Source organism: Agromyces sp. 3263, from assembly GCF_031456545.1.
In the GTDB taxonomy this organism is placed as follows: domain Bacteria; phylum Actinomycetota; class Actinomycetes; order Actinomycetales; family Microbacteriaceae; genus Agromyces.
Genome location: NZ_JAVDUV010000001.1, coordinates 1,321,851 through 1,345,188, shown reverse-complemented (window position 1 = coordinate 1,345,188; position 23,338 = coordinate 1,321,851). Strand labels below are relative to the sequence as shown.

General features: G+C 71.8%; 19 protein-coding genes. 13 read left to right on the top strand and 6 right to left on the bottom strand.

Going from position 1 to position 23,338, the window contains the following annotated elements:
* Positions 1-43: 43 nt before the first annotated feature.
* A complete protein-coding gene (locus J2X63_RS06155; RefSeq protein WP_309975180.1) occupies positions 44-1,075 on the top strand; it encodes a LacI family DNA-binding transcriptional regulator in 1,032 nt (343 codons plus the stop codon).
* Positions 1,076-1,275: 200 nt separating this feature from the next.
* Positions 1,276-2,283, top strand: coding sequence for a LacI family DNA-binding transcriptional regulator (locus tag J2X63_RS06150; RefSeq protein ID WP_309975177.1), 1,008 nt, complete (start codon positions 1,276-1,278; stop codon positions 2,281-2,283).
* A gap of 160 nt (positions 2,284-2,443) precedes the next feature.
* On the opposite strand, the gene J2X63_RS06145 is transcribed toward J2X63_RS06150, so the two are convergent.
* Both J2X63_RS06145 and J2X63_RS06140 read right to left on the bottom strand, forming a co-directional pair.
* Positions 2,444-3,940 carry an MFS transporter gene (locus tag J2X63_RS06145; RefSeq protein WP_309975175.1) on the bottom strand — a complete coding sequence of 499 codons (1,497 nt, stop codon included), beginning with the start codon at positions 3,938-3,940 and terminating at the stop codon, positions 2,444-2,446.
* Between the two features lie 5 nt (positions 3,941-3,945).
* A complete protein-coding gene (locus tag J2X63_RS06140; protein ID WP_309975172.1) occupies positions 3,946-4,368 on the bottom strand; it encodes a MarR family transcriptional regulator in 423 nt (140 codons plus the stop codon).
* A 127-nt stretch (positions 4,369-4,495) separates the two neighbouring features.
* Between J2X63_RS06140 and J2X63_RS06135 the strand changes: the two genes are divergently transcribed.
* From J2X63_RS06135 to J2X63_RS06125, 3 genes are read left to right on the top strand one after another with little or no spacing between them, the layout of a single operon-like run.
* On the top strand, positions 4,496-6,277 hold the full coding sequence (locus J2X63_RS06135) for a circularly permuted type 2 ATP-grasp protein (protein WP_309975169.1): 1,782 nt from the start codon (positions 4,496-4,498) through the stop codon (positions 6,275-6,277).
* Positions 6,271-7,200, top strand: a complete 930-nt coding sequence (locus J2X63_RS06130) for an alpha-E domain-containing protein (RefSeq protein WP_309977823.1) — start codon at positions 6,271-6,273, stop codon at positions 7,198-7,200. Before J2X63_RS06135 ends, J2X63_RS06130 begins: the two co-directional genes overlap by 7 nt.
* Positions 7,197-8,042: a transglutaminase family protein gene (locus J2X63_RS06125; RefSeq protein WP_309975166.1), complete on the top strand. Its 846-nt coding sequence runs from the start codon at positions 7,197-7,199 to the stop codon at positions 8,040-8,042. Before J2X63_RS06130 ends, J2X63_RS06125 begins: the two co-directional genes overlap by 4 nt.
* 94 nt (positions 8,043-8,136) lie before the next feature.
* On the opposite strand, the gene J2X63_RS06120 is transcribed toward J2X63_RS06125, so the two are convergent.
* Entirely contained in the window at positions 8,137-12,036 is a 3,900-nt protein-coding gene (locus tag J2X63_RS06120) for an NPCBM/NEW2 domain-containing protein (RefSeq protein WP_309975163.1), read from the bottom strand.
* Between the two features lie 244 nt (positions 12,037-12,280).
* Between J2X63_RS06120 and J2X63_RS06115 the strand changes: the two genes are divergently transcribed.
* Complete coding sequence (locus tag J2X63_RS06115) at positions 12,281-13,129, top strand: alpha/beta hydrolase (protein WP_309975160.1); 849 nt, start codon at positions 12,281-12,283, stop codon at positions 13,127-13,129.
* Positions 13,130-13,293: 164 nt separating this feature from the next.
* On the top strand, positions 13,294-14,529 hold the full coding sequence (locus J2X63_RS06110) for a glycoside hydrolase family 6 protein (protein WP_309975157.1): 1,236 nt from the start codon (positions 13,294-13,296) through the stop codon (positions 14,527-14,529).
* A gap of 52 nt (positions 14,530-14,581) precedes the next feature.
* Here the strand turns inward: J2X63_RS06110 and J2X63_RS06105 are convergent, their stop codons facing one another.
* Complete coding sequence (locus tag J2X63_RS06105) at positions 14,582-15,223, bottom strand: histidine phosphatase family protein (protein WP_309975154.1); 642 nt, start codon at positions 15,221-15,223, stop codon at positions 14,582-14,584.
* Between the two features lie 63 nt (positions 15,224-15,286).
* On the opposite strand from J2X63_RS06105, the gene J2X63_RS06100 reads away from it, so the two are divergent.
* Positions 15,287-16,336 (top strand): biotin/lipoate A/B protein ligase family protein, encoded by a 1,050-nt coding sequence (locus J2X63_RS06100; RefSeq protein WP_309975151.1) that lies wholly within the window; start codon positions 15,287-15,289, stop codon positions 16,334-16,336.
* A gap of 73 nt (positions 16,337-16,409) precedes the next feature.
* Entirely contained in the window at positions 16,410-16,730 is a 321-nt protein-coding gene (locus J2X63_RS06095) for a hypothetical protein (RefSeq protein ID WP_309975147.1), read from the top strand.
* A gap of 69 nt (positions 16,731-16,799) precedes the next feature.
* Here the strand turns inward: J2X63_RS06095 and J2X63_RS06090 are convergent, their stop codons facing one another.
* Positions 16,800-18,023, bottom strand: coding sequence for an MFS transporter (locus tag J2X63_RS06090; RefSeq protein WP_309975145.1), 1,224 nt, complete (start codon positions 18,021-18,023; stop codon positions 16,800-16,802).
* 55 nt (positions 18,024-18,078) lie between these two features.
* On the opposite strand from J2X63_RS06090, the gene J2X63_RS06085 reads away from it, so the two are divergent.
* A complete protein-coding gene (locus J2X63_RS06085) occupies positions 18,079-18,480 on the top strand; it encodes a MerR family transcriptional regulator (RefSeq protein WP_309975144.1) in 402 nt (133 codons plus the stop codon).
* Positions 18,481-18,502: 22 nt separating this feature from the next.
* Here J2X63_RS06085 and J2X63_RS06080 read toward each other — a convergent pair whose 3' ends face one another.
* On the bottom strand, positions 18,503-19,111 hold the full coding sequence (locus J2X63_RS06080; RefSeq protein ID WP_309975143.1) for a TetR family transcriptional regulator: 609 nt from the start codon (positions 19,109-19,111) through the stop codon (positions 18,503-18,505).
* Positions 19,112-19,215: 104 nt separating this feature from the next.
* Between J2X63_RS06080 and J2X63_RS06075 the strand changes: the two genes are divergently transcribed.
* Genes J2X63_RS06075 through J2X63_RS06065 form a run of 3 tightly spaced genes read left to right on the top strand, consistent with a single transcriptional unit; the run spans position 19,216 to position 23,320 of the window.
* Positions 19,216-20,658 carry an APC family permease gene (locus J2X63_RS06075; protein ID WP_309975142.1) on the top strand — a complete coding sequence of 481 codons (1,443 nt, stop codon included), beginning with the start codon at positions 19,216-19,218 and terminating at the stop codon, positions 20,656-20,658.
* Positions 20,655-22,361, top strand: a complete 1,707-nt coding sequence (locus J2X63_RS06070) for an amidohydrolase (protein WP_309975139.1) — start codon at positions 20,655-20,657, stop codon at positions 22,359-22,361. Before J2X63_RS06075 ends, J2X63_RS06070 begins: the two co-directional genes overlap by 4 nt.
* A gap of 26 nt (positions 22,362-22,387) precedes the next feature.
* On the top strand, positions 22,388-23,320 hold the full coding sequence (locus J2X63_RS06065) for a DNA methyltransferase (RefSeq protein WP_309975136.1): 933 nt from the start codon (positions 22,388-22,390) through the stop codon (positions 23,318-23,320).
* Positions 23,321-23,338 lie beyond the last annotated feature (18 nt).

The following is a 23,338-nucleotide window of genomic DNA, read 5'->3' as shown; positions in this document are numbered from 1 at the left end:
CCCGGGACATCCTGACGCCGACCATCGATGACGAGGAGCGCGAATGCCAGCCGCGAGCATCCGTGATGTGGCGCAGCATGCCGGCGTCTCGGTCGGCACCGTCTCGAACGTGCTGAACCGTCCCGACGAGGTCTCGGCCGAGTCGATCGCTCGGGTGAGCCGCGCCATCGAGGAGCTCGGGTATGTGCGCAACGACGCCGCCCGCAAGCTCCGGGCCGGCGTGAGCACCACCGTGGGCTTCGTCGTGCTCAACGGCCAGAACCCGTTCTTCAACGACGTGGTGCGCGGCGCCGAGGACGAGGCGTCCCGGCACAACATCGCCGTGCTCTACGGCAACACCGACGAGGACGTCGCGCGCGAACGGCTCTACCTCGACCTCTTCGAGGAGCAGCAGGTGCGCGGCGTGCTCATCTCGCCCTACGGCGACATCCAGCCGCGTCTCGAGCGGCTGCGCGCCCGCGGCATCCCGGCCGTGCTCGTCGACCGGTTCGGCGGCAGCAGCCGGTTCAGCTCGGTGTCGGTCGACAGCGTCGCGGGTGGGCGCATGGCCGTCGAGCACCTCATCGACACCGGGCGGCGCCGCATCGCGTTCGTCGGCGGGCCCTTCGACATCCGCCAGGTCAACGACCGGCTGGCGGGCGCCCGCGTCGCGGCCGAGAACGCCGCCGTGCCCGTCGAGGTCGAGGTCGTCGCGACCGGCGCCATGACGGTCGACGAGGGCGTCGCGGCGGGCGCCCGCATCGTGTCGCGACCGCGCGGCGAGTGGCCCGATGCGCTGTTCGCCGCGAACGACCTCATCGCCCTGGGCCTGCTGCAGTCCCTCGTCGTGGGCGGACGGATGCTCGTGCCCGACGAGATCGCGATCATCGGGTTCGACGACATCTCGTTCGCCGCCGCCGCGGCGGTGCCGCTCTCGTCGATGCGCCAGCCGAGCGGCATGATCGGCCGCACGGCACTGCGCATCCTGCTGGAGGAGACGGCCGACCGCGAGCTGATCCCAAGGCAGACGGTGTTCCTGCCCGAGCTCGTGGTGCGTCGCTCGACCGACCCGGTGGCGGAGCGGCGCCGGGCCTGAGGGCGCCGGGTCGGGCCTGATAGCGCCGGGTCGGGCCTGACGGCGCCGGGTCGGGCCTGACGGCGCCGGGTCGGGCCGCGTGGCGCGGCGACCGACGCCCATGAATCGATTCAGGGGAGAATGGATCCTGACGGCCGGTACGGTCTGCCATCATGTGGATGCCGCACGGGAGCGGGGCGGCTCGAAGGGGAGGTCAGCAGATGTCGGTGAGCGTGCGCGAGGTGGCGGCCGCGGCATCCGTGTCGGTGGGCACGGTGTCGAACGTGCTGAACCGGCCCGACAAGGTCGCGCCCGCCACGGTGGAGCGCGTCATGGCCGCGATCGCCGAACTGGGCTTCGTGCGCAACGACGCCGCCCGCCAGCTGCGCGCCGGCCGGAGCCGCTCGATCGGCCTCGTCGTGCTCGACGTGCGCAATCCCTTCTTCACGGATGTCGCCCGCGGCGCGGAGGATCGCGCGGCCGAGGACGGCATGACGATCCTGCTCGGCAACAGCGACGAGAACCGCGACCGCGAGGGCGCCTACCTCGACCTGTTCGAGGAGCAGCGGGTGCACGGCGTGCTCATCTCGCCGCTCAGCGACGACCTTCCGCGGCTCGCGCGGGTGCGCGAGCGCGGCACGCCCGTCGTGCTCGTCGACCGTGAGGCCGCCGACCGCAGCTTCTCGTCGGTCGCGGTCGACGACGTCGTGGGCGGCGAGCTCGCCGTACGGCACCTCGCCGACGTCGGGCGCCGCCGGGTCGCCTTCGTCGGCGGGCCGCTCGGCATCCAGCAGGCCGCCGACCGGCTCGCGGGTGCGCGCCGCGCCGTGGAGGCCACGGAGGGCATGTCGCTCGAGGTCGTCGAGACCGACTCCCTCACGGTGCTGGCGGGCCGGGCCGCCGGCGAGGCGATCCGGGAACGACCGGCCGCCGACCGGCCCGACGCGATCTTCGCCGCGAACGACCTGCTCGCGATGGGCGTGCTCCAGGCGCTGATGATGCAGGGCAGCATCCGGGTGCCCGACGAGATCGCCCTCATCGGCTACGACGACATCGACTTCGCGTCGGCCGCGGTGGTGCCGCTCTCGTCCATCCGCCAGCCGGCGTCGCTCATCGGCTACACGGCGGTCGACCTGCTGCTCAAGGAGGCCGCCGCCGGGGCCGACGTCGAGCGCGAGCAGGTCGTGTTCCAGCCCGAGCTCGTGGTGCGCGCGTCGACGCGGGGCTGACCGGCTCGCCTGTCGGTGCGAGCAGGCACGGTCGGGATTCAGGCCGACGGCCGCCGCTCAGGCTGGAATCGCCGAACGCGTCCTGAGCCGCGCGGGTTCGCCTGAATCGTGGCCGACGCGTGATGCGCCGGGGCCCGGTCGGGCTCGCGACGGTCGCCGCTCAGTCGGTGGCCGGCGTGGGGTGCACGCCCGACGGGCGACTCGAGGGCTGACGTGCCGACGCACCCTCGCGCTCGGCGCGCGGATGGGGATGCGGGTGCGGATGCCGCGGCAACGGGATCGGCGAGGTGAGGGCGACCTCCTCCGAGAAGTCCGCCGGCACGAGGCGGTCGTTCGACACGGGCGGCACGAGCCGGTCGTCGGGCACCACCGGGATCGCACGCGTGGGCACGACCGCGATCGCCGCCGTGGGGGCATCCGCGAATCGCAGCACGGGACGCCAGCGGGCGTGCGGATGGCGCGCCAGGTGCATGCCGCGCGCGACGACGAGCCAGCCGACGCCGATGAGCGCGGCGACGCCCGCCGCCACCGCCGCAACGCCGAGCGCCCAGCGCGGACCCCAGCTGTCGGCGACGGCGCCCACGATGGGGGCGCCGATCGGCGTGCCGCCGGCGAGGATCGCCATGTACAGCGCCATCACGCGGCCCCGCAGCTCGGGGGCCGTCGTCGTCTGCACGTAGCCGTTGGCCGTGGTGAGCAGCGACACCGCGCCGAAGCCGATGAGGATCGTCGACGCGGCGAACATCCAGTACGTCGGCATGAACGCCGAGATGAGCACGGCCGCGCCGAAGAACGCCGCGGCGAGGATGATCACCCGCATGCGGGCGCGCTCGCGCCGGGCTGCGAGCAGGGCACCGGTCAGCGAGCCGATCGCGAGGATCGAGTTGAGCACCCCGTACTCTCCCGCGCCGCGTCCGAACTCGACCGCCATCGTCGACGAGAAGATCGGGAAGTTCATGCCGAACGCGCCGATGAGGAAGACGATCACGAACACGATGAGCAGGTCGGGCCGCTTGGCCACGTACCGGAACCCGGCGACGAACTGGCCCGAGCGGCCGGCCCGCGGCATCCGCTTCACGACCATGTTGCGCAGCATCACGAGCGCGACGAGCACCGCCACGAAGGTGATCGCGTTGATCACGAACACCCAGCCGGAGCCGACGAGCACGATGAGGAAGCCGGCGAGGGCCGGCCCGATCATGCGCGCCGCGTTGAACGACGCCGAGTTCAGGGCGACGGCGTTCGACATGTTCGAGCCCGAGACGAGGTCGGCGACGAAGGTCTGGCGCGCGGGCGTGTCGACGGCGTTCACGATGCCGAGCGCGAGGGCGAAGCCGTAGAGGTGCCAGAGCTGGGCGTGGCCGAGGATGAGCAGCAGCCCGAGCGCGAGGCCGAGCACCATGAGGCAGCTCTGGGTGACCATGAGGATCTTGCGGCGGTCGAACCGGTCGGCGATGAGTCCGGTGACGGGCACGAGGAGGAGCTGGGGCGCGAACTGCAGGGCCATGGTGATGCCCACGGCGAGGGCGTCGTTCGCGGTGAGTTCGGTGAGCACGACCCAGTTCTGGGCGGTGGCCTGCATCCACGCTCCGATGTTGGAGACGAGGGCGCCGATGAACCAGATGCGGTAATCACGCACGGCGAGGGAGCGGAACATGGCACTCACTGGGTGATGAAGCCTCCCATCAGTTCTGCGGCACGGGCCAGGACGGCGCGATCCTCCTTGGAGAGCTCGCGCAGGCGGGTGGTGAGCCAGGCATCGCGCTTCGAGGTGGTGGCCTTCACGACCTCGCGGCCCGACTCGGTGAGGGCGATGTTGACCTTGCGTCGGTCGATGTCGTCGGCGACGCGCGTGAGGTAGCCGCTCTCCTCGAGGCAGTTCACGGTGCGGTTCATCGAGGGAGCCGACACGCGCTCCTGCTCGGCGAGCTCGGTGAGCGTGCTCGGACCGTGCCGGAAGAGCAGCCCGAGTACCGCGAACTGGGCGTCGGACATGGCCTGGTCGGCCTTGTGCGCACGGAGCCTGCGGGCGAGCCGGAAGGTCGCCATGCGCAGCTCGGTGCTCTGCTCCGCGATCGATGCCATGGCTATTTAGTTTAGCTCATTAGTCTTGCTAAGTAAAATGACGGTGAGCCGATCAGGGGCTCCGGATGCCGCGGGCTCGACGCACGGCGGAAACACCCCGGTAACCGACTGCTGGCACCCTTCGGTGATGGGAACGCTCTTCGACGGGTACACGACGACGCGGTCGGATGTCGCGGCGCGGCGCGCCGGCCGGCCATGGGACGAGATGTTCCCCGCCGACGGCGGCACGGCCGTGCGCGAGCCGTACCGCGAGCTCTACCCGGCCCTCGCCCGCATGTCGCAGGACGAGTTGCGCGGCCGCACCGACGCCCTCGCCAGCTCCTACCTCGCGCAGGGCGTCACCTTCGACTTCGCGGGGGAGGAGCGGCCGTTCCCGCTCGATGCGGTGCCGCGCGTCATCGCGGCCTCCGACTGGAGCCTCGTCGAGGCGGGCGTCGCGCAGCGCGTGCGAGCGCTCGAGCGGTTCCTCGCCGACGTCTACGGACCGCAGCACGCCGTGCGCGACGGCGTCATCCCCGCCGCGCTCGTCACCTCCTCCACCCACTACCACCGCCAGGCCGCCGGCATCGTGAGCGCGAACGGCGTGCGCATCCAGGTGGCCGGCATCGACGTGATCCGCGACGAGCAGGGCGCCTGGCGGGTGCTGGAGGACAACGTGCGCGTGCCGAGCGGGGTGAGTTACGTCATCTCGAACCGCCGCGTCATGGCGCAGACCCTGCCCGAGCTCTTCACGTCGATGCGGGTGCGCCCGGTCGGCGACTACCCGAACAAGCTGCTGCAGGCGCTGCGGGCGAGCGCGCCCGAGGGCGTCGACGATCCGACCGTCGTGGTGCTCACCCCCGGCGTCTACAACTCCGCGTACTACGAGCACACGCTGCTCGCGCGGCTCATGGGCGTCGAACTCGTCGAGGGCCGTGACCTCTTCTGCTCGGGCGGCCGGGTGTGGATGCGCACGACCGCCGGCCCGACGCGCGTCGACGTGATCTACCGCCGCGTCGATGACGAGTTCCTCGACCCGCAGCAGTTCCGGCCCGACTCCGTGCTGGGCGCGCCCGGGCTCATGCTCGCCGCGCGGCTGGGCCACGTGACCATCGCGAACGCCGTCGGCAACGGCGTCGCCGACGACAAGCTCGTCTACACGTACGTGCCCGACCTCATCCGCTACTTCCTCGGCGAGGAGCCCATCCTGCCGAACGTCGACACGTGGCGGCTCGAGGAGCCCGACGCGCTCGCCGAGGTGCTCGACCGCCTCGACGAGCTCGTCGTGAAGCCCGTCGACGGGTCGGGCGGCAAGGGCCTCGTCGTCGGTCCGGATGCCTCGCGCGACGAGCTCGCCCAGCTGCGCTCCCGGCTCGTGGCCGACCCCCGCGGTTGGATCGCGCAGCCCGTCGTGCAGCTGTCGACCATCCCCACGCTCGTCGAGGACGGCATGCGTCCGCGCCACGCCGACCTCCGCCCCTTCGCGGTCAACGACGGGAACGACGTGTGGGTGCTCCCCGGCGGACTCACCCGGGTGGCCCTGCCCGAGGGGCAGCTCGTCGTGAACTCGAGCCAGGGCGGCGGCTCCAAGGACACGTGGGTGCTCGGCGGCGGCCTGCTCACCGGTCCGATCGCGGCCCCCGTCGCGGCGCGGGCGGATGCGCGGGTCGGCACGCTCGTCGCGGACCAGGCCGCGCGTCCGAACGTCGCGGAGCGCAACGGCGCGACGCCGAACGGCGCGACCACCGGGTCCGGAGGGTCGACCGGTGGCCCCGGGTCGGCGACGAGCGAGCCCACGCGGCATCCGCCCACCGCGTCACCGCAGGACGAGGACGCCCCGATCCGCCAACAGCAGCAACAGCAGCAGCAGGCGAGACGGATGCCGCGGCATCCGCTGCCCGACGGAGGAGCCCGGTCATGCCCATGCTGAGCCGCATCGCCGAGTCCCTGTTCTGGATCGGCCGCTACATCGAGCGCAGCGACGGCACGGCGCGCATCCTCGACGTGCACCTGCAGCTGCTGCTCGAGGACCCCTGGATCGACGAGGACACGGCGTGCCGCTCGCTGCTCTCGGTCATGGGCAGCGAGGCCGACCCCGACGTGGCGCTCGGCCGCGACGACGTCATCATGCTGCTCGCGGTCGACCGCACGCACCCGGCGTCGATCGCGCACTCGATCGCCTCGGCCCGGGAGAACGCCCGCCGCGCCCGCGAGATCGTCTCGACCGAGCTGTGGGAGGCCCTGAACCAGACGAACGCACGGATGCCGCGACGCGTCGCCTCCGACAAGACGCACGAGTTCTTCCGCTGGGTGCGCGACCGCTCGGCGCTCGCCATCGGCGTCGTGGACTCGGCGACGAGCCGCGACGAGGCGTGGCACTTCTTCTCGCTCGGCCGGGCGATCGAGCGCGCGGACATGACGGCCCGGCTGCTCGCGACGCGATCGCTGACCGAGGCGAGCGGGCCGAGCTGGACGACGATCCTGCGAAGCTGCGGCGGCTACGAGGCCTACCTGCGCAGCTACCGCGGCGTGCCGTCGAGCCAGTCGGCGGCGGAGTTCCTGCTGCTCGACCGGCTGTTCCCGAGGTCGATCATCTCGAGCGTCATCCGCGCCGAGGAGTCGCTGCGCGAGATCGACCCGCGGGCGGGACGCGTCGGCGTCACGGACCCGTCGCGGCGGCTGCTCGGGCAGATCCGCTCCGAGCTCGAGTACCGCCCGATCGCCGATCTCCTCACCGACCTGTCGGGGCACATGGAGCACGTGCAGGCCGTCACGTCCTCGGCGAGCGAGGCCATCCGGCAGCGCTACTTCCCGGCGAGCGTCGCGCCGGTCTGGATCGGGGAGGTCTCGTGAGCCGCATCCGCATCGTGCACCGCACGGGGTTCTCCTACGAGGAGCCCGCCACGGCGTCGTACAACGAGGCGCGCATGCTGCCCCACTCGGGCGGCGAGCAGTTCGTGCTGCAGGCCGGGCTCGACATCCGGCCCGGCGCGACGCAGCACTCCTACCTCGACTACTGGGGCACGCGGGTGTCGACGTTCGAGGTGCTCACGCCGCATCGCGAACTCTCCGTGACGGCGACGAGCCTCGTGGAGGTGCGCCCGTCGCCCGTGCCCGGCAGCGAGCTCGAGTGGGACGAGTTGCGGGCGGCGTCCACGTCGACGGTCGGCCTCGTCGAGGCGTCCACCACGTCGGCGTCCACCGTGCCGCCCGACGAGGTCGCCGCGCTCGCCGCCGACATCGCCGCCGAGGGGGCGCCCGTCGGCGAGACCGCGCTCGAGATCTGTCGCGCCGTCGGCTCGGCGATGGAGTACATGCGGGGCGTGACCGGCGTGCACTCGACCGCCGCCGAGGCGTGGGGCGAGCGCAAGGGCGTCTGCCAGGACATCGCGCACGTCGCGCTCGGCGCGCTGCGGTCGGTCGGCATTCCCGCGCGATACGTGTCGGGTTACCTGCATCCGGATGCCGGCGCCGCCGTCGGCGAGACGGTGATCGGCGAGTCCCACGCCTGGGTCGAGTGGTTCGCGGGGGAGTGGCGCGGCTACGATCCGACGAACCTCGCCGAGGTCGGCGAGCTCCACGTGCTGGTCGGCCGCGGCCGTGACTACAGCGACGTGCCGCCGTTGCGCGGCGTGTACGCCGGTCCGGGCGCGTCCGAGCTGTTCGTCAGCGTCGAGGTGACCCGGGTCGCATGAGCGTCGAGGAACGCGGCCCGGCCACGGCCGAGGCCGAGGGCCCGCCCCGCCGGATGGCGGAACGGGCCCTCGGGTCGCGCGACGCGGCATCCGCTCAGTCGCAGCTGAACCTCGCGTCGCCCCACACGCCGTGGGCGCCGTTGATGCTGCCGGGCGCCTCGACGATGAGGTCGACGTACTGCACGCCGGTCAGGTCGACGTTCACCGACTCGGGCGCGAACCCGGGCGTGAACGTGCGCGACTGGTAACGGTTGGCCCCGTCGGCGTCGACCTTGAAGATGACGTTGCCGCCGAAGCCGGCCTCGAGGCCGACCTGCGCCGTGAACGCCGAGCACTCGCCGCCCACGTAGTACGTGATCTTCGACTGCGCGTGCACGCCCAGGCCCTTGGCGTAGACCGGCGACTGCCCGGTGGCGGGGTCGGTGTAGTTGATCTTCAGCGGCAGGTCGGGCGAGTTCGCGGCATCCTTGTTCGCCACGTTCCTGCCGATGACCCCCCAGCCGTTCGTCGCGCTGAGCCAGTTGAGCTCCGACGCCCACGCCGACGCGGTCGGTGCCGGCGGCAGCGGCTGGTCGACGACCTGCCAGTCGAAGATCTTCAGCCGGCTCTCGTTCGGCAGCACGATCGACGCGAGCTCCTTCGACGGGTTGAGGCGCACGAGGTTCGAGTACACCTGGTAGCCGTACGTCGGGTACTCGTACACGTTCGGGTTCGTCGCGCTGTTGCGCCCGAGCGACTTCACCGCGACCGTCGCCCCGCCGAGCCCGGATGCCTGGGGCAGCCAGTTCGGGAAGAACACGTTCTGCTTCGAGACCGTGCCGTCGGTATAGGTGAGGGTCAGCTCGGGGTTCACTCCGCCGCCGGATGCCGCGGACGCGAGGATCGCGAGGTGCGTGCCGTGCCCGCCCACCGCGATGGTCTGGCCCGCGGGCGCCACCGAGTTCGGCGTGCCGACCGGCTCGGGCCACGTGTACGCGATCGCCGCGTCGCCCGTGCCCACCGTGACCGTGCCGCCGGGCGTCGCGCCCGCCGCCGCCAGCGCCGCCGCCGAGAAGGAGGCGCCACCGCCGTCGAAGTTGCCGGCCTTCGCCGTGGCGAGGTCGGTGATCGACACGGCGTTGAACGCGCCCGCGAGCGATCCGTAGGCGACGTAGAGCTGGTTCGCTCCCGACACCGTGCGCGGCTGCCGCTGCGACGTGTACGCCGCCGTGACGGTGACCGTCTGCAGGTCGGCGGCCGCGGCATCCGTCACCTCGAAGGTGAACTCGGCCGTGGCCTCGCCGCCCTTCTTCACGGTGCCCGCGTGGTCGCCGGTCGCCGAGATGAGCGTCCAGCCCTCGGGCGCCGTGGGCGTGAGCACCACGTCGTCCTTCGCCTTCGTGCCGGTGTTGCGGAACGTCGCCGTCACGGTGGTCTGCTCCCCCTGGAACACCCGATCGGCGAGCTCGACGGCGACGGATGCCGCGGCGGCATCCGCTTCCTGACCGCCCACGCCGCTCGTGGCGGTGAGGGTGAGGCGAGCGGATGCGTCGGAGGCGATCGCTCCCGTCGAGATGAGGACCACGCCGCCGGCCCGGTCGGCCTCGTACGTCCAGCCGGGGCCGTCGTCGAGGGCGGCCGCGTCGTCGACGCGGGGGAGGGTGGTGCTGCCGAGCTTGACGACCTTGGGCTCGGAGCCGGTGTGGGCCTCGACCAGGTAGGGCCGCGCGTCGGCCTTGCCGTCGTAGTCGCCGTCGCGCTTCCCGAGCTCGATCTTCACGGTGCCGGTCTTGCCGGCCTTCGGTGCGTCGACCGCGAACCGCTGCGTGCTCGACTCGCCGTCGGCATAGGCGCGGGTCACCTCGTCGTCCTCGTAGAGCGAGAACTCCGACTCGCCCTGCGGGTAGGCCACGACCGTGATGGGCGCGTCCTCGGGCACGAGCGACGCGTTGCGCGCCACGACGCCCTGGGGGATCACGGCGCCGGCGCGCACGAAGATCGGCAGCTTGTCGAGCGGGGCCGGGTGCCCGTTGAGCACGGTGCCGCCCTCGTGCAGCGCACCGGTCCAGTAGTCGACCCACTGGTCGCCGGCGGGCAGGTAGATGCCGTTGCGCACGTCGGTGTCGGTGAAGACGGGCGCGACGAGGTAGTCGTCGCCGAGCAGGAACTCGTTGTTCGCCTCGACGCTGTAGGCGCCGGGGTCGCTCGGGTACTCGAGCGCGACCGATCGCATCATGGGCACGCCCGTGCGGTGGGACTCCTCGGCGAGCGAGTAGATGTAGGGCATCAGCCGCTGCCGGAGCTGCAGGTAATCCCGGTTGATCGTGGTCGCCTCGTCGCCGTACAGCCACGGGCGCTTGTCGGTCTGGGCCCAGCCGCTCATCGAGTAGAGCGCGGGCGCGAACGCCTTCCACTGCAGGTCGCGCACGTAGCTCTCGGCCGAGCCGCCGAAGATGCCGTCGACGTCACCGGTCGTGAACGCCAGACCCGAGTTGCCGGCGCCGGTGAGCGCCGAGACCTGCCAGCGCACCGCGTCGAGGTTGCCGCTGTGGTCGCCCGTCCACTGCATGCCGCAGCGCTGGGCGCCGGCCCAGCCCTCGACCATCAGGGCGGTGCCGCGCGCATCGGAGTACTGCTCGATGCCGTCATGGGCGGCCTCGCAGCCGGTCAGCGCCTGGCGGTAGCCCGACCCGACCCAGGCGACGTCGAGCTTGCGCAGGCGGACGCCCGCCTCGCCCACCTCGAACTCCTGGTTGGTGAGCGAGCGCTGGGTCCAGAGGCCCACCTTGAGGTCGGTCTGGTCCTCGATCGAGTCGACCGTCTCGGGCAGCTGCTGGTACTCGCATCCGTACCCGTCGTTCACGAGCATCCAGCCGGCGGGCATGTCCTGCTCGACGAACTGCTTCGCGATGTTCAGGGCCTGCGGGGTGCGCTGCTTGGTGTTCTGCGGGTCGCCGTAGCCCGATGAGCTGTAGCCGGGGTTCGACCGGTTGTAGCAGTCGGCGTCGCCGTACTCGAGCGCGTACACCGGCGGCAGCAGGGGGCGGCCGGTGAGCTGCGTGTACGACTCGAGCGACGCCTTGTAGTCGCCCACGAAGTAGTACGCGTCGAAGCGGCGCTCCTCGTGCGTCGTGGTGTGCGCCGCGAAGTCGTAGGTGCCGCGCGCGAAGGTGTTGCGGAGCACGCCGTAGCCGTTGGACGACATGTAGTACGGCACCGCGTTCGGGTAGCCGTCGTCGTCCCAGTCGAAGTTGCGCGCGATGTTGATCGTCGCGCCCGTGTGCACCGACCGGCCGTTCTGCATGCCGCCGCCGATGAACTGCTCGCCGTCGACCGTCGCGAGGTGCTGCGTCGCCGACGCGGCGCCGAAGGTGATCGGCGCGGACTCCGACCAGATGACCGTGCCGTCGGCGCGGGCGGCCGAGGACTGCCCCGTGGCCCGGTCGATCGAGACCGTGACGTCGGCGGTGGCGATCGTGATCGGGCCACCATCGGTCGCGGATCCGGTGACCGTCACGTCGGCGCCGTCGAAGCTGTCGTGGCCGACGACGATGTCTGCGGTGCGGGCAGGGTCGCCCTGCGGGGTGTTCGCCGGGTCGGTGAATCCGCCGCTCGGGTCCGCCTCGAGGCGGAACGTGCGGTCGTCGAGGAACGTGATGCGCATCGCGCCGTGCTCGGCGGTGAGGGTGACGCTCGCGCCGTCCTGCTCGACCGCCGACACGGCGCCGAGGGAGGTGCCCGCGGGGTCCACCGGCACCTCGGGGGTGACGGCCTTGGGGCTGATCGGCGTCGTGGCCGCCGCCGTCGCCGCGGCTGAGGCGGTTCCGGATGCCGCGGCGGCGGCGCTGCCCGTGGCGGTGGTGGCGTTCGTCGCGGCATCCGTCGCCACGTGTGTCGCGGCCAGGGCGGGCGAGACGCCGGCGGTCGCGAGGAGGCCGGCGCCGACGAGGGCGCAGACGCCGGCGAGCGCCGTTCTGCGGCGCCCTCCGGGATGTGGTGTTCGGTGGAGGATCATCGTTGCTCGCTTTCACCAGAATGATTGATAGTGATTTGTAGGGCGCAGGAACGCTCATATAAGATCAGTTCAGTTTCACCCTGGTCAAGGGATTCAGCGGATTTCGATGACGTTTTCGCGTGGGGACGGCGTGTCGCCGGTCGAGGGCCCCCGCGCGGTCCGTCGCGCCGTCGTGGCTCCGGTGCGGGCGAGGTCACCGGTGAGGGTGGGCGGTCAGGGTCTGCGCGACTGCCACAATGGCCGCATGCCCACGTTCACCGACGCGCACGGGATCCGCATCCACTACGAGAACTGGCGGGTGCCGGAGCCGACGGCGGTGGTGCAGCTCGCGCACGGCATCGGCGAGCACATCGGCCGCTACCGCGAGCTCATCGAAGCCCTGAACGCCGCGGGCTACTCCGTGTGGGCCGACGACCATCGCGGACACGGCCAGACCGGCGTCGACCAGCACGCCGGCGACCTCACCCGTCTCGGCCGCCCCGGACCGGGCGGCATGCGCGCGGCGATCGCCGGCGTCGAACGCTTCGGCGAGGTCATCCGTGAAGCCGAAGGCCCCGACCTCCCGCTGGTCATCCTCGGGCACTCCTGGGGCTCGTTCATGACGCAGCACGTCGTCAACCGGAATCCCGACCGCTATGACGCCGTGGTCCTCACCGGAACGGCGTGGCTGCAGCTCGGCTACACGAACATCGGGAACCTCAACAAGCGCTTCGCGCGCCCCGGCGGCACCAACGTCGAGTGGCTCAGCCGCGACCCAGCCGTGGCCGAGGCGTGGGTGGCGGATCCGCACACGACGGACCGGACGCTCCAGCAGCTGTTCGGCTGGCCGCAGTCGTTCTCGCTCATCACTCGCCCGTCGAAGCGCATTCCATCCGAACTGCCGCTGCTCATCCTCATCGGCTCCGATGACCCCGTGGCAGGGGAGCGGAGCGCGCGGGCGCTGTTGAAGGACTACCTCCGGCGAGCGCATCTCGTCGACGCGACGCTCATCGTGTACGAGGGCGCCCGGCACGAGGTCTTCAACGAGACGAACCGCGAGGAGGTTCGCGCCGACCTCATTCGCTGGCTCGACGAGCGGTTCGCCGTCGACTGACGGCGCGCACGCGGCATCCGCCCGGGCACGATCCAACGCGGGATGGCGCACCCCTTGACAGGGGCCTGCGTGAGGAGAAGTCTGGTACTCGGATCGCTCGTGAGAGCGCTCTCACACTCGACACCGCCGTCGATCACGGTCGACGCCGACCACCGGAGGAACCGATGCAGCTTCCATCCCTTGCGAGACGCACGGCGCTCGGCGCTGCCGCCGCCCTCGCCCTGACACTGCTGGCCGCGACGCCCGCGCAGGCCGCGAACGACGTGCTGTGGCCCGGCGCCGAGCTCTGGACCAACCCCTCGAGCACCACGCTCGAGGCCGCCGCCTCGCTCAGCGGCGACGCCCGCGCCGACGCGCTCCTGCTCGGCTCGTTCCCGAGCGCGACGTGGATCAACGGCGGCACGCCGAACGAGGCCAAGCGCGACGTGAAGCGCGTCGTCGCCGCGGCGCACGCCGCCAAGCAGGTACCCGTGCTCGTGGCCTACAACCTGCCGTTCCGCGATTGCGCCCAGTACTCGGCGGGAGGCGCGACGTCGGCGGCGGAGTACACCGCGTGGATCGACGGCTTCGCCAAGGGCATCGGCAACAAGGACGCCGTGGTGATCCTCGAGCCCGACGGCCTCGGCATCATCCCCTGGTACACGACGGTCAACGGCCAGCAGGAGTGGTGCCAGCCTCCCGAGGCCGACGCGGCCACCGCGGCATCCGACCGCTTCGCGATGCTGAACCACGCGGTCGACGCCTTCGCCGCGCTGCCGAACACCGCCGTCTACCTCGACGGCACGCACTCCGCGTGGCTCGGGGTCGGCGACATCAGCGACCGGCTCATCAAGGCCGGCGTCGAGCGCGCCGACGGGTTCTTCCTCAACGTCTCCAATTACGAGACGACCGAGCGCCAGCAGAAGTTCGGCACGTGGATCTCGGACTGCATCAACCTGTCGGTGAACTCGTGGTGGCAGCCCGAGTGGTGCGCCAGCCAGTACTACCCGGCGAACCCGGCCGACTTCTCCAGCTGGGGACTGACGGATGCCGCGTACGACCAGGCGTACGCCGACACGGGCGTCGTCCGCGACCCCGCCAGCCAGGCGCACTTCGTCGTCGACACCAGCCGCAACGGCGTCGGACCCTGGACGCCCACGACCGTCTACCCCGACCCGCAGGTGTGGTGCAACCCGCCCGACCGCGGGCTCGGCCTGCGGCCCACCACCGACACGGGCGACGAGCTCATCGACGCCTACCTGTGGGTGAAGGTGCCCGGCGAGTCCGACGGCCAGTGCCTCCGCGGCACGCCCGGTCCCGAGGACCCCGAGCGCGGCATGCTCGACCCGGCCGCCGGGCAGTGGTTCCCCGAGATGGCCGACGAGCTGATCGCCAACGCGGTGCCGGCGGTGACGCCCTAGCGAGACGAGCAGCGGCCGGGTCCTTGCCGGGCCCGGCCGCATCGTCGCGCCGTCAGGCCGCCCGCCACGGTGGCACGTCGAACCCGAGCAAGCGGATGCGCGGGTGGTGCATCGCGCGCGACTCGGTCGCCCACGGGTATTCGATCGTCGTCAGGTGGCAGTTGCCGAGCACGGGGAGCAGGTCGCGATATCCGTCGGGATCCATGCCCGCCAGCTCGGAGAACAGCAGGCGGATCAGCGTCGCGTGACCGACGATGAGCACCCGCCCGTCGGGGAACTCCGCCACCAGGTCGTCGAGCACGGGGAGGGCCCGCGCGATGCCGTCACGACCACGTTCGCCGTCTGGCAGCGGGTTGCTCGCCGGCGCCTCCATGAAGGCCCTCCACTCTTCGGGGAACCGCTCGGCGATCTCGTCGGGAGTGAGCCCTTCGGCCGCCCCGAAGTCGATCTCGACGAGGCGTTCGTCGATGCGGAGCTCGAGGCCGGTCGTCTCCACCGCGGGCGCGGCCGACCGACGGGCACGGTCGAGCGGCGAGGCCACGATCGCGTCGAGCTGCGCCTCGGCGGCCCAGGCGCCGAGTGCGGCGGCCTGTCCGAGACCGCGCTGCGTGAGCCCGACGTTCGAATTGCCGGCGTACCGATGCTCCGCGTGCCAGACCGTCTCGCCATGCCGCGCGAGGAAGAACGTCGTCATCCGAGCACCACCCATTTCCTGTTCCGATCGTAGGCGGTGGCGCCCGACCCTAGGCTGGAGCCCATGCACGGTGAGTACAAGGTTCCCGGTGGCAAGCTCGTGGTCGTCGACTTCGACGTGGTCGACGGCGTCATCCGCAGTCCGCGGGTCGCAGGTGACTTCTTCCTCGAGCCCGACGAGGCGCTGGCCGACATCGACGCGGCGCTCGACGGCCTGCCCGCGGCATCCGACGCCAGGCAGATCGCCGCGGCCGTCACGGCCGGCCTTCGCGACGGCGCGGTCATGCTCGGATTCTCGGCCGAGGCGGTCGCCGTGGCCGTGCGACGGGCGCTGACGGATGCCACGACCTGGTCGAACTACGAGTGGGAGATCGTGCACGACGAGGCCGTGCCGCCGCGCCTGCACCTCGCCCTCGACGAGGTGCTCGCCACCCGGGTCGGCGAGGGGCGCCGCAAGCCCACGCTGCGGTTCTGGGAGTGGGACGAGTCGGCCGTGGTCATCGGCAGCTTCCAGTCGGTGAAGAACGAGGTCGATCCCGAGGGCGCCGAGAAGTACGGCTTCGACATCGTGCGACGCATCTCGGGCGGCGGCGCGATGATGATGGAGCGCGGCAACGTCGTCACCTACTCGCTCTACGTGCCGTCGGAGCTCGTGCAGGGCATGAGCTTCGCCGACTCGTACGCCTACCTCGACGACTGGGTGCTGCAGGGCCTGCGCGCCATCGGCATCGAGGCGACGTACCAGCCGCTCAACGACATCGCGAGCCCGCTCGGCAAGATCGGCGGCGCCGCGCAGAAGCGACTCGGCTCGGGCGGTGTGCTGCACCACGTGACCATGTCGTACGACCTCGACAACGCCAAGATGCTCGAGGTGCTGCGCATCGGTCGCGAGAAGATCAGCGACAAGGGCATCGCCTCGGCCGCCAAGCGCGTCGACCCGCTGCGGTCGCAGACCGGGCTCAGCCGCGCCGCGATCATCGAGAGCCTGAAGCAGACCTTCGTCGGCCTCTACGGCGCGACGCCCGGCACGGTCTCTGCCGACGAGCTCGCCGAGGCCGAGGCACTCGTCGAGTCGAAGTTCGCGACCCGCGAGTGGCTCTATCGCGTGCCCTGAGCGAGCGGATGCCGCGGACGCGGGCTGTGGGCGGGCGCGAGGAAGGCTCATCGTCGCCGGGTAGACTCTCCGGGTGGATTGGTGGATCTGGCTCGGCATCGCCGTGCTCGTCGTGGGCTTCGTGTGGCTCGCGGTGCGGCGCGGCTGGATCGACCTGTCCGACAAGACCCGTCGCGGCGGTGGGGGCGGCGGCGTCATGATGATCGGCGACGAGGTCTTCGCCCCACGCAAGCACGAAGCCCAGGTCGAGCTCGACCGCCAGAGCCGCCTGCCCGCGCCGGCCCCGGTGCCCGGCGACGGCGACCAGGGCATCGCGTTCGCGGCGGCGGATGCCGACGACGACGACCCAGACCGGTTCCGAGGCCGCATCCGGCTCGACATCGACCGGGGCTGACCGCCTGACGGACTGACCTGCTGAGCTCGAGCGGCTCAGCGCCCCGCGAGCGTCAGCGCCCCGCGAGCGTCAGCGCCCCGCGAGCGCCCGAGACGCCACCACGGCGACGATGGCGAGGGCGCCGAGTCCCGCTGCGGCGAACGCCGCGAGCACGAGGTTCGACCCGTCGTCGAAGAGGCCGCCGAGCGTCGCGCCGAGGGCGATGCCGCCGTTGAAGAAGACGACCATGAGCGCGCTCGCCGTGCCGCGCAGCGCGGGTGAGGCGACGCCGAGCAGGCGCGACTGCAGCATGGCGGGCAGCCCGCCGATCGCGAGGCCCCACACCAGGAGTCCGGCGATGACGGCCGGGGGGCTCTGCGGCGCGAGGCCGAGGACGGCCAACGCGACCGCGAACAGCACGGTCATGGTGGCGAGCGAGGCGACGGGCCAGCGGTCGGCCGTGAGCGCGGCGGCGACGAGCCCGCCGATCCCCGCCACGCCGAACCCGAGCAGCAGCGGCCCGACCCACGCTTCGGGAAGGCCGGCGACCTCCGTGAGGTAGGGCGAGATGTACGTGAAGAGCGTGAAGCTCGCCGCCGCCGTGAGCGTGCAGGCGACGGCCGCCGCCAGCACCGGGCGGATCGAGCGGTCGACCCGCCGACGGCCTCGGACCGCTCCGGCTGACCCTGCGCCATCCGCAGGGCTCGGGGCTGCCCCCGGCGACGACGGAAGCCGCAGGCGGATCACCACGGCGATCAGTGCGAGTGCCAGCGCGAGTGCGCCGAACACGAGCCGCCAGTCGGCCACCTGTCCCACGACCGTTCCCAGCGGGATGCCCGCGACGGTGGCGCCCGAGGCGCCGGCGCTCACGATCGCGACGGTGCGCCCCGCCGCGCTCGCCGGCACGAGCGACGTGGCGTAGACCATGACGACCGACCAGAACGCACCGTGCGCCATCGCCGCGATGACTCGCGACGCGAGTGCGAACTCGTACCCCGGCGCGATCGCCGTGAGGGCGTTGGCCACCGCCATCACCGCGAGCGCGCCGACGATGAGGGTGCGGCGATCGACGCGCGCGGTGAGCCGCACGATCGGCAGGCTCGCCACGATGATCGTGACCGCCCAGAGCGACACGAGCAGCCCGATCGACGACGGCGAGACGCCGAAGTCGGCACTCATGGCGGGGAGCAGTCCGGCGGGGACCATCTCGACGGTGACGGTCGCGAACACGGCGAACGCGAGGGTGAGGAGCGCGAACCACGGCGTGCGCTGACGCGACGCGACGGCCGGCTGGAGGGTGGTGGTTTCCGTCATACCGCGAGGCTAGACTTTGACATCTATGTGAAGGTCAAGCGGTCTGGAGCATCCCATGAGAATCGGCGAACTGTCGCAGCGCACGCAGGTGCCGACCCGCATGCTCCGGTACTACGAGGAGCAGGACCTGCTCCGATCCGACCGGCAGGCCAACGGGTATCGCGACTACCCCGAGTCGGCCGTCGCGCAGGTCGAGCTGGTGCGAGGGCTCATCTCCTCCGGCCTGCCCACTCGGCTGATCAAGACCATGCTCAACATGGAGGGCGTGCAGGGCGAGGAGCTTGCGCGCACCTGCACCCGCAACCTCGCGGAGGATCTCGCGCAGGAGCTCGAGACGCTCGAGTCGAAGATCGCGTGCCTCACGCGCAGCCGCGATACCGTCCGCAGCTTCCTCGCGCGCACCCGCCACGCGGAGGTGCTGGGCGACGCCAGGGCCGTGCTCGGCCCCGTCGCCTGAACCGCGCCGCTCGGGCCACGCCTCAGGACGCCGACGAGGTCGGACACCCGAGCTGCTCGGCGACCGCGCGCATCGCCGCAGCCGCCTTCGGCACCGTCATGAGCGCGTTGCCGCCCACGATGTGCAGGCCGTAGGCGTCTTCGAGGGCCACGAACGTCATCGCCAGCTGGTCGTCTGGCAGCCGGGGTGAGAAGACGCCGGCCGCGCGACCGGCGGCGAAAATGCGCGTGTAGGTCTCCACCTGGCGCAGGTACAGCTTCTGCACCAGCTCATCGTGCAGCTCGGAGTTGCCGGCGAGCACGTCGAACTCGTAGAGCAGGCTCATGAGCGCGTCGTCGGGTCCGCTCGGGAGCCCGGCGTCGATCGCCGCACCGAGCTGGTCGCGCGGGTCGTCGAGTGCGGCGACGGTGGCGTCGCGCTGGTCGCAGAACCGCTCGACGCCGGCGCCATGCGCCTCGACGAGCAGGGCGTCGAGGTCTTCGTAGTAGTACAGCACCGCGCCGCGGCTGAGACCGGCCTGCTCGGCGACATCCGTCAGCGACAGCGACCGCAGCCCGTGCTGGCGGCCGGCCGCGTACGTGGCCTCGATGAGTGCGGCGCGTCTCGCTTCCTGTCTGCGCGGCCGTGCCATGTCCTTGACACTACTCGACCCCCATGTCACACTTCTGGAATTCTTCGACACTGATGTCGAAGAATTCCGAGCAGCATCGGACCACGACCGAGAGCGACCACCACATGCCTGCCAACAACCCGACTCCGACCCTCGACACGGCCGCCATGACCACCCACGGCGGCGAGCTCTCGCGCTCGCTCGGGGTGGGCGGCAACGTCCTCATCACCCTGTCGGGCATCTCGCCCGCGTCGAGCGTGTTCATCCTCGGCGGTGCCGCGCTCGCCGGCTACGGCACCGGCGTCTTCTGGGGTTTCGCCCTCGCGGGAGTGATCAGCCTCCTCATCGCGTTCTGCTACGCCGAGCTCGCGTCGCGTCATCCGATCGCGGGCGGCGACTACTCGCTGGTGAGCCGCGTGCTCGGGCCGGCGGCCGGATCCGCCGTGTTCTTCATCGGCCTCGTCTCGCTGCCGCTCATCGTCGCGATCTTCGCGCTCGGCGTCGCCGACTACCTGGGCGTCGCCATCGCGGGGCTCGACCCGCTCGTGACCGCCCTGGTCGTGATCGTGCTGGCCACCGTGACGGCCTGCTTCAACATCCGCACGAACGCCTGGGTCACCGGCGCGTTCCTGTTCCTCGAGCTCGCCGCCCTCGCCCTGCTCGCGGTACTCGGTCTCGTGCACGTCGAGCGCCCACTCACCGACCTGCTCGATCCGCAGGCGCTCGACGTCGCCACGGGCGGCCTCGCCCCGCTCGGCGTCGCCGGCCTCGTGCTCGCGGTGACGCAGGGCATCTTCTCGTACAACGGCTACGGCGGCGCGGTCTACTTCGCCGAGGAGACGAAGAACGCGAAGCGCGCGATCGCGCGGGCCGTGCTCTGGAGTGCGATCATCACCGTCGTCGCCGAGCTCGTGCCGCTCACGGCCGTGCTGCTCGGAGCCTCCTCGCTCGAGGAGCTCTTCGGCGCCGCGCTGCCGGTGGAGTCCTTCCTGGCGGAGCGCGCCGGCGACGGCGTCACCGTCGCGGTGCTCATCGCCATCGCCCTGGCGATCATCAACGCGATCATCGCGATCGCCCTGCAGTCGGGCCGCCTGCTCTTCGCCGCGGCCCGCGACGGGGCCATGCCCGAGCGCATCGCCGCGCCGCTCGCCCGCGTCTCGGACGCGACGCGGATGCCGGTCGTCGCCACCGTGGTGATGGGAGTGCTCGCGCTCGCCGCCTGCTTCATCCCGTTCGACGTGCTGCTCAACGCCACCGGGTCGACCCTCGCGTTCAGCTACGGATTCATCGCCGTCGCCGCGCTGGCGGTTCGCCGCGGGAGCGCCGCTGCCGCGCCGGGCACCTACCGGATGCCGCTCTGGCCGGTGCCGCCGCTGCTCGCCGTCGTCGCGATCGCGACCATCTTCGTCATCGGCATCCTCGACCCGGCGCAGTGGCTGAGCCTCGGCATCGCGTTCGCCATCGTGGCCGCCGGCTTCCTCTACTACGCCCTGTACCTGCGCGCGCACCCCGGTCTCCTGCACCTGGTCGGCCCCGAGGGCGACGAGACGGACGGACCCGCAGCATGACCGTCGACCTGCTCATCACCGGCGCCCGAGTGCGCACGTTCGACCCCGCCGCCCCGTGGGCCGAGGCCGTCGGCGTCACCGGCGACCGCATCGGCTATGTCGGCAGCGCGGCGGATGCCCCGACCGCCCGCCGCACGATCGACGCCACCGGCCGGCTGGTGACCCCCGGCATCATCGACAGCCACAACCACCTCCTGCTCGGCTTCGACGAGGACGCGGTCACGCTGGAGGGCGCGCACGACCTCGGCGAGGTGCGACGCCGCATCGCCGACTTCGCCGCCCGGCGCCCCGACCTCGACTGGGTGTGCGCCGAGAACGCCGTCTACTCCATCGTCGAGGATCGCCGCCCCGAGGCCGCCGACCTCGACGGGCTCACCGACCGTCCGGTCTTCGTGACGACCTACGACCAGCACTCGGTGTGGCTGAACCGGGTGGCCCTCCGGGTGCTCGGCATCGCCGACGGCGGCGACATCGCCTGGGGTCGCCCCGAGCGGCACCCGGTCAGCGGTGAGCCGACGGGCTGGGTCACCGACTTCTACACCAGCGCCATGACGCAGGCCGGGCTCGCGGAGCTGCAGCGCGACATCCCGATGTACTCGCCCGAGCGCCGCTACCGCAAGCTGGTGTCGAGCATGCGCATGGCGACGTCGCTCGGCATCACCACCGTGGTCGAGCCGCAGGTGCCGCTCGCCGAGCTGCCGCTGTTCGAGCGTGCGCTCGACGAGGGGGTCCTCTCGTCGCGCGTGATCGCCGCGCTGTTCCATCCGGTGGGGGCGGATGCCGCGTTCCGCGCGCAGCTCCGCAACGCCGTCGACTCGACGCCGGCGCGCGACCGCCTGCGCCTCGGGCCGGTCAAGCTCTACGCCGACGACGTGATCGAGCCGCACACGGCGCTGATGCTCGAGGACTACGCGAACCGGCCGGGGCAGCGAGGGCGCCCGAGCTACGCCGACGGAGAACTCGGCGCCGTGATCCGCGAGCTCGACCGGCTCGGCTTCCAGACCCACACGCACGCGACGGGGGACGCCGGCATCCGGCTCGCGCTCGACGCGATCGAGGGCGCGGCCCGGGCGAACGGAACCCGCGACCGGCGGCACGGGATCGTGCACGTCGAGTGCCTGCACCCCGACGACCTCCCGCGGTTCCGCGCCCTCGGCGTGACCGCGGCGATGCAGCCCAGGCACTGCTCGCCCGATCTCGTCGCCGGCACGTGGATGGAGAACGTCGGAGAAGAGCGCTGGGATCGTGCCTGGCGGTTCCGGAGCCTCCTCGACTCGGGGGCCACCGTCGCGTTCTCGAGCGACTGGCAGGTCGGCGAGATGGATCCGCTCGTGGGCATGTACTCCGCCGCGACCCGCGCTGGGCTCGACGGTTCGGATGCCTGGACGGACGCGGAGCGCGTCGGCCTCGACCGGTCGCTCGAGGCGTACACGGTGCATGGCGCCCGCGCCTGGCACGCCGAGGCATCGCTCGGCCGGATCGCACGGGGGATGCTCGCCGACCTCGCCGTGTGGTCGACCGACCTCTACGGCCTCGAGCACGATCCTGCGGCGCTCCTCGACGCGCACGCCGAGCTGACCGTCGTGGGCGGGGAGATCGCCTACTCGGCGGGCGCCCTCGCCGAACCCGCAGGAGGCGAGGCGGCGGCCGACCCCGTCGCGGCGCGAGGCGGGCAGGACGACGCCCACGTGCACGCGCACTGACGCGGCGCGCCTCCGCCACGGCACGCATGCGCCGAGCGCACCACGCACCGCTGGGGCAGACTGGACCCGTGCCAGCCGACGAGCCCGACCGCATCATCCACGCGGACAACCTCGACGTGCTGCCCACCCTGCCAGACGGCTCGTTCACGCTCGTCTACCTCGACCCGCCCTTCAACACCGGGCGCGCGCAGGCCCGGCAGGCGATGCGGCACGAGCGGGTGCTGCCGACGGATGCCGCCGAGCCCGCGGCATCCGGAACCGTCACCGGGTTCGCGGGCAAGCAGTACCGGCGGGTGCGGGGCGACCTGCTGCGCTACGACGACCGGTTCGAGGACTACTGGGGGTTCCTGGAGCCACGGCTCGCGGAGGCGTGGCGGGTGCTCGCCGACGACGGCACGCTCTACCTGCACCTCGACTACCGCGAGGCGCACTACGCGAAGGTGCTGCTCGACGCGCTCTTCGGCCGCGAGTGCTTCCTCAACGAGATCGTGTGGGCCTACGACTACGGCGCCAAGGCGAAGCGGCGCTGGCCGACGAAGCACGACACGATCCTCGTGTACGTGAAGGATCCCGACCGGTACTGGTTCGACTCGACCGCGGTCGACCGTGAGCCCTACATGGCCCCCGGGCTCGTCACCCCCGAGAAGGCCCTGCTCGGCAAGCTGCCCACCGACGTGTGGTGGCACACGATCGTGTCGCCGACCGGTCGCGAGAAGACCGGCTACCCGACGCAGAAGCCCGAGGGCATCCTGCGCCGCATCGTGCAGGCCTCGACGCGTGAGGGCGACTGGGTGCTCGACTTCTTCGCCGGCTCGGGCACCACGGGCGCCGTCGCGGCCACGCTCGGACGCCGCTTCGTGCTCGTCGACGAGAACCCCGAGGCCATCGCGATCATGCGCGCGCGGTTCTCGGAGATCGCGGGCGTCGAGTTCCAGGACGGGGTCCGCAGGGCGGGCTGAGCGGATGCCGCGTGCCGG

Bases quoted from the DNA above. Each gene is read 5' to 3' on its own strand.
- J2X63_RS06135 (WP_309975169.1), top strand. From the start codon at position 4,496: ATGGGAACGCTCTTCGACGGGTACACGACGACGCGGTCGGATGTCGCG.
- J2X63_RS06090 (WP_309975145.1), bottom strand. From the start codon at position 18,023: ATGACGGAAACCACCACCCTCCAGCCGGCCGTCGCGTCGCGTCAGCGC.
- J2X63_RS06065 (WP_309975136.1), top strand. From the start codon at position 22,388: ATGCGCCGAGCGCACCACGCACCGCTGGGGCAGACTGGACCCGTGCCA.
- J2X63_RS06155 (WP_309975180.1), top strand. From the start codon at position 44: ATGCCAGCCGCGAGCATCCGTGATGTGGCGCAGCATGCCGGCGTCTCG.
- J2X63_RS06150 (WP_309975177.1), top strand. From the start codon at position 1,276: ATGTCGGTGAGCGTGCGCGAGGTGGCGGCCGCGGCATCCGTGTCGGTG.
- J2X63_RS06105 (WP_309975154.1), bottom strand. From the start codon at position 15,223: ATGACGACGTTCTTCCTCGCGCGGCATGGCGAGACGGTCTGGCACGCG.
- J2X63_RS06070 (WP_309975139.1), top strand. From the start codon at position 20,655: ATGACCGTCGACCTGCTCATCACCGGCGCCCGAGTGCGCACGTTCGAC.
- J2X63_RS06110 (WP_309975157.1), top strand. From the start codon at position 13,294: ATGCAGCTTCCATCCCTTGCGAGACGCACGGCGCTCGGCGCTGCCGCC.
- J2X63_RS06140 (WP_309975172.1), bottom strand. From the start codon at position 4,368: ATGGCATCGATCGCGGAGCAGAGCACCGAGCTGCGCATGGCGACCTTC.
- J2X63_RS06115 (WP_309975160.1), top strand. From the start codon at position 12,281: ATGCCCACGTTCACCGACGCGCACGGGATCCGCATCCACTACGAGAAC.
- J2X63_RS06120 (WP_309975163.1), bottom strand. From the start codon at position 12,036: ATGATCCTCCACCGAACACCACATCCCGGAGGGCGCCGCAGAACGGCG.
- J2X63_RS06130 (WP_309977823.1), top strand. From the start codon at position 6,271: ATGCTGAGCCGCATCGCCGAGTCCCTGTTCTGGATCGGCCGCTACATC.
- J2X63_RS06080 (WP_309975143.1), bottom strand. From the start codon at position 19,111: ATGGCACGGCCGCGCAGACAGGAAGCGAGACGCGCCGCACTCATCGAG.
- J2X63_RS06085 (WP_309975144.1), top strand. From the start codon at position 18,079: ATGAGAATCGGCGAACTGTCGCAGCGCACGCAGGTGCCGACCCGCATG.
- J2X63_RS06100 (WP_309975151.1), top strand. From the start codon at position 15,287: ATGCACGGTGAGTACAAGGTTCCCGGTGGCAAGCTCGTGGTCGTCGAC.
- J2X63_RS06075 (WP_309975142.1), top strand. From the start codon at position 19,216: ATGCCTGCCAACAACCCGACTCCGACCCTCGACACGGCCGCCATGACC.
- J2X63_RS06145 (WP_309975175.1), bottom strand. From the start codon at position 3,940: ATGTTCCGCTCCCTCGCCGTGCGTGATTACCGCATCTGGTTCATCGGC.